The following is a 12,591-nucleotide window of genomic DNA, read 5'->3' on the forward strand; positions in this document are numbered from 1 at the left end:
GTCAGGAAGCCGCTTTCATCAGGCCCTGTGCGATGATCTCGACCTGTGCCTCGTCCAGCGATTTGAGGATGCGTACGAGCATCTCATCAATTTCCGCGGGTGTCAGAACCAGCGGAGGAGAGATGATCATCCGATCGCCCACATGGCGCATCACCAGGTTGTTGGCAAAGCACCGATCGCGACAGATATAGCCGACAGTGCCCGGATCGGACGCGAATTTGGCACGGCTGGCCTTGTCCGGTGTCAACGCGATTGACGCCATCATGCCGACAATCTTGGCTTCGCCCACTAGCGGGTGATCGGCCAGCGCCTCCCATTTTTTCTTCAGATAGGGGGCGGCTACGTCGCGGACATGCTCGACGATCTTTTCTTCTTCAAGGATGCGCAGGTTTTCCAGTGCCACGGCTGCAGCGACCGGATGGCCGGAATAGGTGTAGCCGTGATTGAACTCGGTTCCGCCAATGACCTCGGCAATCTCGTCACTCACGATGGACCCGCCAATAGGCGCATAGCCCGAGCTGAGCCCCTTTGCGATTGTCATGATATCGGGGCGAATGCCGACGGTTTGAGACCCAAACCAGTTGCCTGTGCGACCAAAACCGCAGATGACCTCATCCGCAATCAGCAGGATATCGTATTTGTCACAGATGCGCTGAATTTCAGGCCAGTAGGTATCCGGTGCAACAATCACGCCACCTGCGCCCTGTACGGGTTCGGCGATAAAGGCTGCGACGCGGTTTTCGCCAAGTTCCTCAATCGCCTCTTCCAACTCGCGCGCGCGGGCCAGGCCGAATTCTTCGGGAGACATGCTACCACCTTCAGCCCACCAGTTTGGTTGGTTGATATGGTGGATATTCGGGATCGGGATTCCACCCTGCGCGTGCATCCCTGCCATGCCGCCCAACGACGCCGAGCCGACCGAAGAGCCATGATAGGCGTTATGTCGGCTGATGATGATGTTCTTGTCGGGCTGGCCTTTTTCGGCCCAATAGGTCCGAACCAGACGGATGTTTGTGTCATTCGCCTCAGACCCGCCGGCTGCAAAGAACACATGGTTCAGATCGCCTGGCGCAAGTTCCGCGATCTTCGCGGCCAGCGCGATGGCAGGGACGTGGGTCGTTTTGAAAAAGGTATTGTAATACGGCAGTTCGCGCATCTGGCGGGCTGCGACCTCGGCCAGTTCATCGCGACCATAGCCGATATTGACACACCACAGGCCCGCCATTGCATCGAGTATTTCTTCACCCTCGCTGTCCGTAAGGTAGACGCCCTTCGCACGGGTGATCACACGCGCGCCTTCTTTCCCTAGGGCGCCATTGGCCGAAAAAGGGTGCATGTGGTGGGCGGCGTCCAAGGCCTGCAGCTGGGCCGTGGGCAAATGGTTTGTGATGGTCGACATCGGAAAATCTCCTGCAAGAGCGATTGGCAGCTACAATATGATCAAATTTTTTCCTGTCAATCGAATCGGACAGATCTAAGCGTTGACTAAGGCGTCTGCCATCAGCTCCATGCCCTGTTCGATATCTTGTGCGGTTGCTTTTGCTGCCATATCCGCGTCCTGATTGCGCAACGCCGAAATGATATCCTTGTGGCGGTCCGGCAGGCTCTGAGTGCCGAATCTACCGCATACAACGCGCAAAGACGGCCCGAATCTAAGCCACAGGCGCTCGGCCAGATCATTGAGAATCGGGGCATTTGCATGGCCGTAAAGCGTTTCGTGAAACCGGTGGTTGAGGCGCAGATAGCCGCTAACGTCTCCGTCGCTGATAGTGCGATCCAGACGTTGGTCGATCTGCTCAAGATGATCAATGTCCTGAGGTGTCACATTCGCAGTTGCACGCCTCGAAAGCTCTGATTCTATTTTGATTCTTGAATAAATCATCTGTTCGACGTCGCCGTCGGTCAGAAGAGGAACACTCACTCGGCGGTTGCCCTGAAACACCAGAGCACCATCGGATATCAGGCGTCTGATAGCCTCCCGCACAGGGGTCATTCCAACACCCAGCGAATCAGTGAGACCCTGGATCGTGACGGGTTGCCCCGGCACCAATTCACCGTACATGATTTGTGATCTGAGGGTATTATAGACCTGTTCATGCGCAGGTCGTTTTTCACGCGCACCGTCAGTGCTGGATGCCTTATTTTTGATCAAATCCAAGTGGTTTGCCCTGTTTCCCGCTATGTTGACTTGTCAGGTTTCTGACCTCGTGAAACCATACGACGGATCGTGCGAAAACGCAAAACTTGATCAAATCCAAAAAAACGGGAAAATAGCGCGTACACTTGCAGGGAGAATAATATGACAATCAAAACGCTGACCATGACAGCGGTCATCGCATTGGGGACTTCGGCGGCCTTCGCTGAAGAGGTGCGTGTTTACAACTGGTCCGACTATATCGACGAAGAGCTTCTGACAAAGTTCGAGGAAGATACCGGTCTGACTCTGATTTATGATGTTTTTGACAGCAACGAGGTATTGGAGACCAAGATGCTGGCCGGTGGATCAGGCTATGACGTGGTGGTGCCTTCGGGTACTTTCCTTCAGCGTCAGATCCAGGCTGGAGCCTTTCAGGCGCTTGACGCTGCACAGCTGTCGAATTCAGGCAATCTGTGGGATGTGATTCAGGAACGTACTGCCGGGTATGATCCGGACAACGCCTATTCTATCAACTACATGTGGGGCACAACCGGGCTTGGTGTAAATGTTGGAAAAGTGCAGGAAGCGTTGGGCGAGGATGTTGCGCTGAACAGCATGGATCTGGTTCTGAAACCCGAGAATATGGAGAAACTTGCATCCTGCGGCGTACATTTCCTGGATGCTCCGGCAGAAATCATTCCGATGGTTCTGCAATATCTGGGTGAAGACCCGGACAGCCATGACAAAGATGTTATTGGCAAGGCCGAGGCGGTTTTGACCAGCGTTCGACCGCACATTCAGAAGTTCCACAGCTCGGAATATATCAACGCACTGGCCAATGGCGACATCTGTGTCGCCGTGGGGTGGTCGGGTGATATCCTGCAGGCCCGCGATCGTGCGGCCGAAGCCGATAATGGTGTTGAAATTGAGTACCATCCCTTTGCTGAAGGGTCGTTGATGTGGTTCGACCAGATGGCGATTCCGGCTGATGCTCCGAACCCGGAGGGTGCGCATAAATTCCTGAATTTCATTCTGGATGCCAACAATATGGCGGCGGCCTCGAACTATGTTTACTACGCCAATGGCAACAAGGCTTCGCAAGAACTTCTTGAGGAAGACGTGATCGGTGATCCGGCCATTTATCCGGATGATGCGACCATGCAGAACCTCTATATCACGACGCCTTACCCGTCGAAGATACAGCGGGTCGTGACCCGTTTGTGGACCAAAATCAAATCGGGCACCTGATCCGGCTTGTTTCAGCAGGGCGGACCAACCGCCCTGCCATTCTTTTCAGATTGCCGAACGGGGGCCGTTTTGAACTCTACTGTTTTTGTGCCGTGGGAAGACCCACAGGCGAAACCTCTGATCCAGTTCCAGAATGTCACCAAACGGTTTGGTGAGTTCACGGCCATCGACAATCTGTCCTTGGATATATTTGAGAAAGAATTCTTTGCTCTGCTAGGGCCCTCGGGCTGCGGCAAGACCACGATGATGCGAATGTTGGCCGGGTTTGAAAAACCGACCGAAGGGCATATTCTGCTGGGCGGGCAGGATATAGATCCCATTCCACCGAACAAACGGGCTGTGAACATGATGTTCCAATCCTACGCGCTGTTTCCGCATCTATCTATCTGGGAAAACATCGCCTTTGGTCTGCGTCGGGACAATATGCCAAAGCATGATCTTATGGATCGTGTCGAAGAGATGTTGCGCCTGACCCGGCTTGAACAATTCGCCCGTCGCAAACCGCACCAGATCTCTGGTGGTCAGCGTCAGCGCGTGGCGCTTGCGCGATCCCTGGCAAAAGCGCCGAAGCTGCTGTTGCTGGACGAACCTTTGGGGGCGCTGGATAAGAAACTGCGACAGGATACGCAGTTCGAGCTGATGGATATTCAGGAAAAGACCGGCACCACCTTTGTGATCGTGACCCATGATCAGGAAGAGGCGATGACCGTGGCCAGCCGGGTTGCGGTAATGGATCAGGGTAATCTGATACAAGTGGCGACACCCGACCGGATTTATGAGAATCCCAGTTCGGTCTATGTGGCCGATTTCATTGGCGACGTGAACATCATCCAGGGCCGAGCCACGGCAAGCGCCGATGAGACCTATCAGATTGACTGGGCTGAAGGTCAGGCACCTTTGACTGCGTCCTCGACCACAGAGTTTTCGAGCGGCCAGCTATGTCATCTGGCGATCCGCCCCGAGAAGGTGACGATCTCGGTTGATCGTCCTGCGGATGCAATCAACGCAGTGCAGGGCAAGGTGCTTGACATTGCCTATCTGGGCAATCTGTCCACTTATCACGTCGAACTGAATAACGGCACGATTATCAAGGCGCAGACGGCAAATACCCGTCGCATTTCGCGTCGTTCCTTTACATGGGAAGACCCGGTCTGGCTGTCCTGGACAGCCACCGCCGCGGTTCTGTTGGCGGATTGATGCGCCGCGCCCTTCTGATCGCCGTCCCGTATGTCTGGCTTTTGGCGCTGTTTCTGGTGCCATTTTTCATCGTTCTGAAAATCTCGCTTTCGGACACGGAACTGGCCATCCCGCCTTACACGCCGACACTGGATTTATCTCAGGGCTGGGCCGGGCTCAGGGATTTCTTCAGCCAGCTGGATTTTGAGAATTTCGTCTGGCTAACCGAAGATGACCTGTATTGGAAAGCTTACCTGTCCAGTGTCAAAATCGCGTTGATTTCAACCATACTGACTTTGCTGGTGGGGTATCCTATCGCGTATGGCATGGCCCGCGCACCGGCTGAGTGGCGCCCGACGTTGATGATGTTGGTAATTCTGCCGTTCTGGACGTCGTTCCTGATCCGGGTCTATGCTTGGATGGGTATTCTCAGCAACGAAGGTTACCTGAACCAACTGCTGCTGTGGACGGGCATCATCTCGACCCCGCTGACCATTCTGAACACCAACACAGCTGTCTATATCGGTATCGTCTATACCTATCTGCCCTTCATGATTCTGCCGATCTATTCCGCGCTTGAACGAATGGACGAGTCGCTGATCGAGGCCGCAGAGGATTTGGGCTGTTCGCGTATTCAGGCCTTCTGGCTGATAACGATCCCCTTGTCACGCCCGGGTATCATCGCGGGTTGTTTCCTGGTGATGATTCCGGTGATCGGCGAATTTGTGATCCCATCATTGCTCGGAGGATCCGGGACATTGATGATCGGCAAAGTATTGTGGGAGGAGTTCTTCTCGAACCGCGACTGGCCGGTGGCCGGTGCCGTGGCAGTTGTGCTGTTGCTGATCCTTGTGATTCCCATCGTGCTGTTCCAGCGCAACCAGCAGAAACAGACGGAGGCTGAGCAATGAACAGGTTAAGCTGGTTCAACGTCGTCTCGTTGACGCTTGGTTTCGCGTTTCTCTATATCCCGATGCTCATTTTGATCATCTTCTCTTTTAACGAAAGCAAACTGGTCACGGTTTGGGCTGGATTTTCGACCAAATGGTATGGTGAGTTGGTCCAGAACGAAGCGTTTCTTGATGCTGCCTGGGTCACCTTGCGGGTTGCAGTATTCTCGTCGACCCTGGCTACCATTCTGGGTACGGCGGCGGCCTATGTGCTGGTACGCGGTGGGCGGTTCTTTGGCCGGACTCTGTTTTCGGGCATGATCTATGCGCCTCTTGTGATGCCCGAAGTGATCACTGGCCTGTCGCTTTTGCTGCTGTTCATCGGAATTGGACTGGACCGGGGTATTTTGACCATCGTGCTGGCACATACGACCTTTTCAATGTGCTTCGTGTCGGTTGTTGTATCCTCACGTCTGGTCACGTTTGATCAGTCTCTGGAAGAGGCAGCGTTGGATCTTGGGTGCTCACCCGCACAAGCCTTCCGTCTTGTCACCCTGCCGATCATCGCCCCGGCGGTGATTTCAGGCTGGCTATTGGCTTTTACGCTGTCGCTGGATGATCTGGTGATCGCATCATTCACATCGGGCCCGTCAGCCACGACTCTGCCGATCAAGATTTTCTCAGCTGTGCGGTTGGGCGTCAGCCCAGAAATCAATGCGCTATCCACGATCATGATTGCGGTCGTGACGGTCGGTGTCATAGCAGCATCTTTGGTCACCAAGCGCGCGATGGTCCGGCAGAAACAGGATGAGATGGCGGCAGTGCGTGCGGAATGAAACGCCTGTTCCCTGAGTTCACCTATGGATCTGGACCGCGATCAGGGTGCTGGTGGGATGAAACTATCGCAGCACCGGACTGGCCGGTGTTGCAGGATGATCTGAGCGTGGATGTCGCCATCATCGGCGGCGGGTTCACAGGTGTTACAGCCGCGCTTTTCCTGGGGCAGGCAGGCCTATCCGTCGCAGTTCTCGAGGCGGAGACGCCGGGGTGGGGTGCCTCGGGTCGCAATGGTGGGTTTTGCTGCCGAGGTGGGTCAAAGCTGAGCGATCGTGGCATGGCTCGGCGATATGGGGTCGAGGGGGCCGAAAGCTTTGCCCGGGCCGAAGTGGATGCGGTCAATCTTGTCGCCGACCTGCTTGAGGCGCATCAGATCGAAGCGGACGTTCATTCCAAGGGCGAGACCGCCCTGGCCCACACCGCCCGCGCCATGGAGAAATTGCGACGCTCGGCGGATGACGGGGGCTGCTTGCATGAGGCGGCCGACCTGCCCGGGCTCGGGTTGGGAGGGGATTTTTTCGGGGGCTATAGCGTGCCGGTCGGATTTGGTCTGAACCCCCGGAAATACCTGTTCGGCATTGCAAATGCGGCCGCTTCCGTTGGGGTCCGATTTTTTCAGAAAACCATGGCCAGAGACATCACCAAAACCAGCGCGAGCTTTGATGTTCGAACCGGGTCAGGGCGGATCAAAGCGTCGAATGTACTGATCTGCACCAACGGATATTCCAGTGAAAATATGCCTGAATGGCTGTCTGGGCGCTATATGCCAGCGCAATCAACCGTTCTGGTGACCCGCCCATTGACCGAGGCTGAGGTGTCGGCGCAGGGCTGGACCTCGGATCAGATGTCTTACGATACACGAAATCTTCTGCACTATTTTCGTCTTATGCCGGATCGACAGTTTCTGTTTGGGATGCGCGGTGGCCTGCGCTCATCACCTAAGGCCGAGGCTGCGATCCGCCAAAAGGTGCAGCGTGATTTCAAGGCCATGTTTCCGGCATGGGCCGATGTGGACGTGACCAATATGTGGTCAGGGATGGTGTGCCTTACCCAGGACCTGACGCCGTTCGCAGGGCCCGTTCCGGGTCAGAATGGGATGTTTGCCGGGCTGGCCTATCATGGAAACGGTGTCGCGATGGGTACCTATTGTGGGCGGGCGCTTAGTCGCATGGTGCTTGGACAGGATGCGGAATTGCCTGAGCCAATGGCCCGACCCCCGCGGCGTTTTCCACTTGGGTCCTGGCGGCGGGCTCTGATGCCGCCAGCCTATGCGCTAATGGCACTGGCCGACCTCTGACATTCACAAAGCGGCCAGTTCCAGCTCGAGCCCTTGTTCATAATCTGGTGCCCCATGTTCTGCGCGCCATAGGCAGTAGGCCGCCATCCTCCACCCGTACCAGCGGCGTAAAGACCGGTAGCGGTTTACGGTTTCCTGCCGGTCATACGCCGAAAGAAAGGACTTTTGCTCTTCAACGGTCAAAACCGCACCTCTGTAAAGATATTGCATGGCGGGTGACAGGAACAGCGCAAGGTCCTCGCAAGGATCACCAACGGCTGGGCATTGCCAGTCAATCAGCGTCAGACCAGAGGATGCGACGAGGATGTTTCCCGCCACCGGGTCGCCGTGAATCAGGCAAGTATGATCCGACCGGAAAATATGATGCTGTGGTTGCATCTTTTCCAGCTGAGCCCGTCGATCCGATGTGCACATCGCCAGAATGCTTTGACCATGTTCGGCCAGATCTGCGCTACCGTTTTTACCGGCGGGTGCGTTCTCTATGTTTGGGTTGAGCGAATGCAGGCGGTGCAGCAACCGGGCCACTGGGGCCGGGTCAGACCGCCAGGGGGTGCCCTGTGCGTGGTCGTAGAACACCCAATATCCGTTGTCATGTTGTCCCGTTGCCCGCAATCGCGGCACAACCCCAGAAGAAGCCAGTGCCCGCAGACAGGCGGCCTCCAATGCGGGATCGTTGCGAAACAATGGGTTTTCCAGGTCCGAGCGGTACAGTTTCAATACTTGATCACTGTCGTCGCCCAGCACCTTCCACACCCGGTTTGTCCTGCCACCATACAGAGTTTCGAACTGTGCCCCAGCGCTGGCAAATCCGAGCCTGACAAGTTGAGCAACAAGGTCGCGCGGTGGGGACGGTATTTGAGGCAGGGAGATCACCAATCAGTCAACGAGTCGGGCATTGCCTTGGTTTCGCCTGTCGTTAACCGTAGATCAAGCTCCTGTTCGCACCGCAGTGACTATTCCTGCTGGCACCACCTCTCCTCCAGCGAGCGTCAGCAACACTGCATCAGTGCCGACCTGCGCCTCCAGAACCTGATTATAAGCTGCGGCGATGCGTTCAGACAGCAGTTCATCGCCCTCATAACTTTCCATTGTTGCGGTATAATTTCCTGTCGGTAACGGGGTGCCGTCGTCATCGGTTCCGGCCCAGACAAACTCGGATTCCGTCGTTGAAACAGCGATGCGTTCAACGACCTCGTCGGACTCGTTGCGGATCACCATATAGGCGCTGTCCGCCCCGGGGTCGGCCTGCGCATACAGCGTTTCTGGTGAACCGTCGAAATGAAAGGCCGAGGCGGTTCGCACATCCATCCCGACCCAGCTGGCAAGCTCTTCAAGGTTGACGCTACCAAGTGAATAGGCAAGCGCAGTAAGCAGATCGTTGGTTTGAACCTGCTGCTCGACCATCGAGAATTGAGCCAGTTGCGAGGCGTATTCCGATGAATCCAGCGGCTCCAGCGGGTCTTGGTTGCGGGCCTGGGCGGTCAGCATCAGAAGGAAGGTTTCAAAATCCGAGGCCAGGCCGGATGTTCCAGATTTCGCCGAAGACTGTGCCTGCGCGGCGGTAGAGCTTGTATTCTGTGCGGGTGTGATCATGCTCAAAGCCTCATATCAACGCGGCCACTATGGCCGATCCGGGTTAAGACCGGCTCGCTGGCCTGATCCATTTCGGTCTGGGTTGTATTCAGACCGGAATCTGCGTGTCTATCCGCGCTTTCGGACTGGCCGTCTGACGAACCACCCAGATTGAAAGACAGATCGCCAAGCCCGAGGTTTTTGAACTCAGTCTCAAGAACCGAAAGATGTCGCCTCATCATTTCCAGAGTTTCCGGCCGCTCGGCTGCGATCGTCATCTGCAACCCGTCTTCCCGGCCATTCATGACGATTGAGATCTTGCCCAGCTCTTCCGGATTCAAGGTCAGTTCAATCGTGCCGGATTGTGGTCTTGCATGTATCGCAGCGGCCATCTGCCCCGCGATTGCCCGCGCCGTTTCTGCCCGTGCTGAGGTTAAAAAGTGCTGATGGCTTGCCGACGTATCCCGCGCCGTTGAAAATGGCTGGCTTTCGCGCGCGGGCAGAATCCCCTCGGCGTCCGGGTCTGATACCAAATCAACGTCCTGCACCTTGGCAGACGCCATCAGTTGCATTTGAACAAATGTTGGACCGGATTGTGTTGTCGGCGGTGAACCGGTGGCTTTGGGAGCCTGAGCCGCATCTGGTGTATCTCGCGAAACCAGCTTTGGTTCTGGCACTTCGGGTTTTCCGGGCGCAGAATCCGAGGGTATCGACGCCTTGGTCCGATAGCCCTTTGCAATAGTGGTTTGCGGCAGATTGTGTTCCGGTTTTTGCTGTGAGGTTTTCGCCTGCAACAAAGCCGGAACCTCAGATCGGGCGCGCTGCGCCGCGTTTCCAAGCGCATCCCCCCGAGGATCGGGGGTCGCATTGTTTGGCGCTGCGAATATTACGGCCTTGTCAGGTTCGGGCAGCGATGTCGGCGTTTCCTCAGGTGCCATCTCTTCGTCCTGCGCCGACGCGCGGGCGGGCGGGTCAGCTTCAGGTTTTCCCGACAGGCTGGTCGCAAGATCAACAGAGTCTTCTTCGACCACATCCTCTTCAACCTGCACCTCGGCATTAATGGTCAGTTCGGGCACGTCCTCATTCAAGCTGTCACCTTCGGAACGCTGCAATTCCTGCTCCATTACCTCAGCAAAGGTGTCAGCCCCTTCCGAGATTGGGTGTCCCTTGGCGGCAGTTTCAGATTTTGCGGCGCTGGCGGTCGAGGATGTGGACAATATAAGAGGGTTGGGCATTTTGCTCCGGCTCCGGTTTGCGTAACCAGGAATTTGCCCGCAGGAAGTTACGTTTATTTTAACCGCTTTCATCTTTGATCCAGAAAGTTCGATGCAATTTTTGGAGAAAGCTATGAAGCTATCTGGTATTCCAGCGCCGCAGCCCTTGTCTGTTGAGCAAAAGCTGAAAGATGCTTCGGTAGAGCTTGAGGCGGCGTTCCTGTCTGAAATGCTTAAGTCCGCAGGTCTAGGCGAATCCCGAGATTCGTTCGGCGGCGGTGCGGGTGAAGACCAGTTTTCATCGTTTCTTGTTCAGCAGCAGGCACTGCAGCTTGCCAGGTCCGGCGGTGTTGGCCTGTCCGAAATCCTGTTTCAGTCCATGATGGAGAATACCAATGCCTAACAAGTCTGAACATGACCTGATCAAATCTCTTGAAGAAGTTCTGGACCTTGAACGCAACGCCTTGGTGACCGGGGATCTGGATCGGTTGAATCACATGGCCCCGGAAAAGGAAAAGCTGATCGGTGCGATCAATGATCTTGAGGTGATTGATAGTGATGAACTGATCGGGGTTCAAAAGAAAGTCGACCGGAATCAGGCTCTGCTGAACAGTGCGGCCGAAGGGATTCGGGCGGTTGCCGGGCGCATGGCTGAACTGCGCCGAGTGCGTCAGGAATTCAGTACTTATGGAGCGGATGGGCAACGCAGCGATTTTGCCGTTCGCAGTCACGCAAAGCTGGAAAAGCGGGCCTAGCGCGAGGATTGAATCAAATCTGAACTTTCAGATTTTCGAGTCTTAGCACTCCGTTAGGAGATCGGCGCCAAAGGTGATCCTGCATCTGGAAAACTCAGGTGGCGCGAACAGCCCGTCGGCGGGTCGCAGTGATCAGAAAGACGTCAAAGCCCGCACATGTTGCGGGGTAAGCAAGGGCGAAAAGGCCCGAACGGAAAAGGAAGAAAGCTATGTCCAGCATTCTGACCAACAATGGCGCCATGGTTGCGCTGCAAACTCTGAAATCGGTCAACAAGAACCTGGCGCAGACCCAGAACGCGATTTCAACTGGTAAGGACGTCGCCACAGCCAAGGACAATTCAGCCGTCTGGGCGATTTCCAAAGTCATGGAGTCGGACGTTAAGGGGTTCAACGCCATCAAAGACAGTTTGGCACTGGGTGAATCGACCGTTGCGGTGGCCCGGAATGCGTCCGAGACAGTCACTGACTTGCTGTCCCAGATGAAAGAGAAGATCGTTGCGGCACAGGAAGACAACGTTGACCGCGGCAAAATCAATGACGACGTGACTGCTCTTAAAGATCAGATCGCATCGGTGGTTGGAGCGGCGCAGTTTAACGGGCTTAACCTGGTTGACGGTTCGGCGGGTACAGCCTCGATCCTGTCGTCTCTGGATCGTGACTCCAGTGGCAACGTAACCGCATCTTCGATTTCGGTGGCCTCGCAGAACCTGTCCACAGGTGGGTATGCCAGCAAAGGTGTTCTGGCCGGCTCGGACAACGTCACAACCGACAATGACGCCGCGGGCTTCACGATGGACAAAGCTGGTGGAACCGGCGACATCGTGGTGGACAGTTCAACGGACAACTTTGCTGCTGGTGACAAGATCTCGATCACTATTGGTGACAAGGTTGCGTCCTACACGGTGCAAGCTGCTGATCTGGACCCATCTGGAACATATGATGCCGCTTATACGGATGCCATTGTTGCCGTTGGCCTGAAAAATCAGATCGATTCCCTGGGGATCACGGGCGTCGCAATCGACTATGACTCGGCCAACCCGGGCACTTTGACATTTGTAACCGGTGCTGCGACGGCTGGCGCCGACGCTGATCGGGACGTTACTGTCTCGGCGCAGTTCACCAATGCCAATGCAGGTGGCCTGGGGGCGTTGGCTTCGATTGATGTATCGACAGATGCTGGTGCTCAGGCGGCGCTGGGTACTATCGAGACCTTGATCGACACGTCCATTGATGCATCTGCGGCGTTCGGTTCGTCTCAGGGCCGGATCGAAACGCAGAAAGAATTCATCTCGAATCTTTCCGACTCGTTCAAGTCCGGTATCGGAGCGCTGGTTGACGCCGATATGGAAGAAACCTCAGCCCGTCTGCAGGCCCTGCAGGTACAGCAGCAACTGGCAACGCAGTCGTTGTCGATTGCCAACCAGGCGCCGCAGTCGATCCTGTCGCTGTTCCGCTAAGTTCAGGA

At 55.7% G+C, this 12,591-nt stretch carries 13 protein-coding genes; 8 read left to right on the forward strand and 5 right to left on the reverse strand.

Translation table 11 applies throughout. The features are described 5' to 3' along the window. Window position 1: 1 nt before the first annotated feature. Together AC2FH9_RS14165 and AC2FH9_RS14170 are read right to left on the reverse strand one after the other, a co-directional pair. Window positions 2–1,399, reverse strand: coding sequence for an aspartate aminotransferase family protein (locus tag AC2FH9_RS14165; RefSeq protein ID WP_496703273.1), 1,398 nt, complete (start codon window positions 1,397–1,399; stop codon window positions 2–4). A gap of 75 nt (window positions 1,400–1,474) precedes the next feature. After that, the gene (locus AC2FH9_RS14170) at window positions 1,475–2,158 is read right to left on the reverse strand and encodes a GntR family transcriptional regulator (RefSeq protein ID WP_271949594.1); all 684 of its coding nucleotides are present in this window, start codon (window positions 2,156–2,158) and stop codon (window positions 1,475–1,477) included. 141 nt (window positions 2,159–2,299) lie between these two features. Between AC2FH9_RS14170 and AC2FH9_RS14175 the strand changes: the two genes are divergently transcribed. The 5 genes from AC2FH9_RS14175 (at window position 2,300) to AC2FH9_RS14195 (ending at window position 7,585) form a co-directional block, all read left to right on the forward strand. Further along, window positions 2,300–3,385 (forward strand): polyamine ABC transporter substrate-binding protein, encoded by a 1,086-nt coding sequence (locus AC2FH9_RS14175; RefSeq protein WP_281995445.1) that lies wholly within the window; start codon window positions 2,300–2,302, stop codon window positions 3,383–3,385. A gap of 69 nt (window positions 3,386–3,454) precedes the next feature. Beyond that, window positions 3,455–4,582, forward strand: a complete 1,128-nt coding sequence (locus tag AC2FH9_RS14180) for an ABC transporter ATP-binding protein (protein WP_281995444.1) — start codon at window positions 3,455–3,457, stop codon at window positions 4,580–4,582. Further along, window positions 4,582–5,472, forward strand: a complete 891-nt coding sequence (locus AC2FH9_RS14185; RefSeq protein ID WP_142637171.1) for an ABC transporter permease subunit — start codon at window positions 4,582–4,584, stop codon at window positions 5,470–5,472. Before AC2FH9_RS14180 ends, AC2FH9_RS14185 begins: the two co-directional genes overlap by 1 nt. Then, window positions 5,469–6,287 (forward strand): ABC transporter permease, encoded by an 819-nt coding sequence (locus AC2FH9_RS14190; protein WP_142637169.1) that lies wholly within the window; start codon window positions 5,469–5,471, stop codon window positions 6,285–6,287. The genes AC2FH9_RS14185 and AC2FH9_RS14190 overlap by 4 nt, the downstream gene beginning before the upstream one ends. Then, a complete protein-coding gene (locus tag AC2FH9_RS14195) occupies window positions 6,284–7,585 on the forward strand; it encodes an NAD(P)/FAD-dependent oxidoreductase (RefSeq protein WP_496871961.1) in 1,302 nt (433 codons plus the stop codon). Before AC2FH9_RS14190 ends, AC2FH9_RS14195 begins: the two co-directional genes overlap by 4 nt. A gap of 3 nt (window positions 7,586–7,588) precedes the next feature. Here the strand turns inward: AC2FH9_RS14195 and AC2FH9_RS14200 are convergent, their stop codons facing one another. Genes AC2FH9_RS14200 through AC2FH9_RS14210 form a run of 3 tightly spaced genes read right to left on the reverse strand, consistent with a single transcriptional unit; the run spans window position 7,589 to window position 10,392 of the window. After that, a complete protein-coding gene (locus tag AC2FH9_RS14200; protein ID WP_496871963.1) occupies window positions 7,589–8,458 on the reverse strand; it encodes a phosphotransferase family protein in 870 nt (289 codons plus the stop codon). Window positions 8,459–8,512: 54 nt separating this feature from the next. Beyond that, the gene (locus AC2FH9_RS14205; protein ID WP_496750340.1) at window positions 8,513–9,178 is read right to left on the reverse strand and encodes a flagellar hook capping FlgD N-terminal domain-containing protein; all 666 of its coding nucleotides are present in this window, start codon (window positions 9,176–9,178) and stop codon (window positions 8,513–8,515) included. Window positions 9,179–9,180: 2 nt separating this feature from the next. Beyond that, the gene (locus tag AC2FH9_RS14210) at window positions 9,181–10,392 is read right to left on the reverse strand and encodes a flagellar hook-length control protein FliK (protein ID WP_496871965.1); all 1,212 of its coding nucleotides are present in this window, start codon (window positions 10,390–10,392) and stop codon (window positions 9,181–9,183) included. 112 nt (window positions 10,393–10,504) lie between these two features. On the opposite strand from AC2FH9_RS14210, the gene AC2FH9_RS14215 reads away from it, so the two are divergent. From AC2FH9_RS14215 to AC2FH9_RS14225, 3 genes are all read left to right on the forward strand, one after another. Continuing rightward, on the forward strand, window positions 10,505–10,774 hold the full coding sequence (locus AC2FH9_RS14215; protein WP_496871966.1) for a rod-binding protein: 270 nt from the start codon (window positions 10,505–10,507) through the stop codon (window positions 10,772–10,774). Then, a complete protein-coding gene (locus tag AC2FH9_RS14220) occupies window positions 10,767–11,126 on the forward strand; it encodes a flagellar biosynthesis protein FlgN (RefSeq protein ID WP_496692543.1) in 360 nt (119 codons plus the stop codon). Before AC2FH9_RS14215 ends, AC2FH9_RS14220 begins: the two co-directional genes overlap by 8 nt. A 209-nt stretch (window positions 11,127–11,335) precedes the next feature. Then, a complete protein-coding gene (locus AC2FH9_RS14225) occupies window positions 11,336–12,583 on the forward strand; it encodes a flagellin N-terminal helical domain-containing protein (protein WP_496692542.1) in 1,248 nt (415 codons plus the stop codon). Window positions 12,584–12,591: the final 8 nt, after the last annotated feature.

Source organism: Ruegeria sp. CDSC081 (assembly GCF_059610485.1).

Coding starts and splice junctions, on each gene's coding strand:
- AC2FH9_RS14195 (WP_496871961.1), top strand. CDS start 6,284: ATGAAACGCCTGTTCCCTGAGTTCACCTATGGATCTGGACCGCGATCA.
- AC2FH9_RS14210 (WP_496871965.1), bottom strand. CDS start 10,392: ATGCCCAACCCTCTTATATTGTCCACATCCTCGACCGCCAGCGCCGCA.
- AC2FH9_RS14225 (WP_496692542.1), top strand. CDS start 11,336: ATGTCCAGCATTCTGACCAACAATGGCGCCATGGTTGCGCTGCAAACT.
- AC2FH9_RS14175 (WP_281995445.1), top strand. CDS start 2,300: ATGACAATCAAAACGCTGACCATGACAGCGGTCATCGCATTGGGGACT.
- AC2FH9_RS14190 (WP_142637169.1), top strand. CDS start 5,469: ATGAACAGGTTAAGCTGGTTCAACGTCGTCTCGTTGACGCTTGGTTTC.
- AC2FH9_RS14185 (WP_142637171.1), top strand. CDS start 4,582: ATGCGCCGCGCCCTTCTGATCGCCGTCCCGTATGTCTGGCTTTTGGCG.
- AC2FH9_RS14220 (WP_496692543.1), top strand. CDS start 10,767: ATGCCTAACAAGTCTGAACATGACCTGATCAAATCTCTTGAAGAAGTT.
- AC2FH9_RS14215 (WP_496871966.1), top strand. CDS start 10,505: ATGAAGCTATCTGGTATTCCAGCGCCGCAGCCCTTGTCTGTTGAGCAA.
- AC2FH9_RS14205 (WP_496750340.1), bottom strand. CDS start 9,178: ATGATCACACCCGCACAGAATACAAGCTCTACCGCCGCGCAGGCACAG.
- AC2FH9_RS14165 (WP_496703273.1), bottom strand. CDS start 1,399: ATGTCGACCATCACAAACCATTTGCCCACGGCCCAGCTGCAGGCCTTG.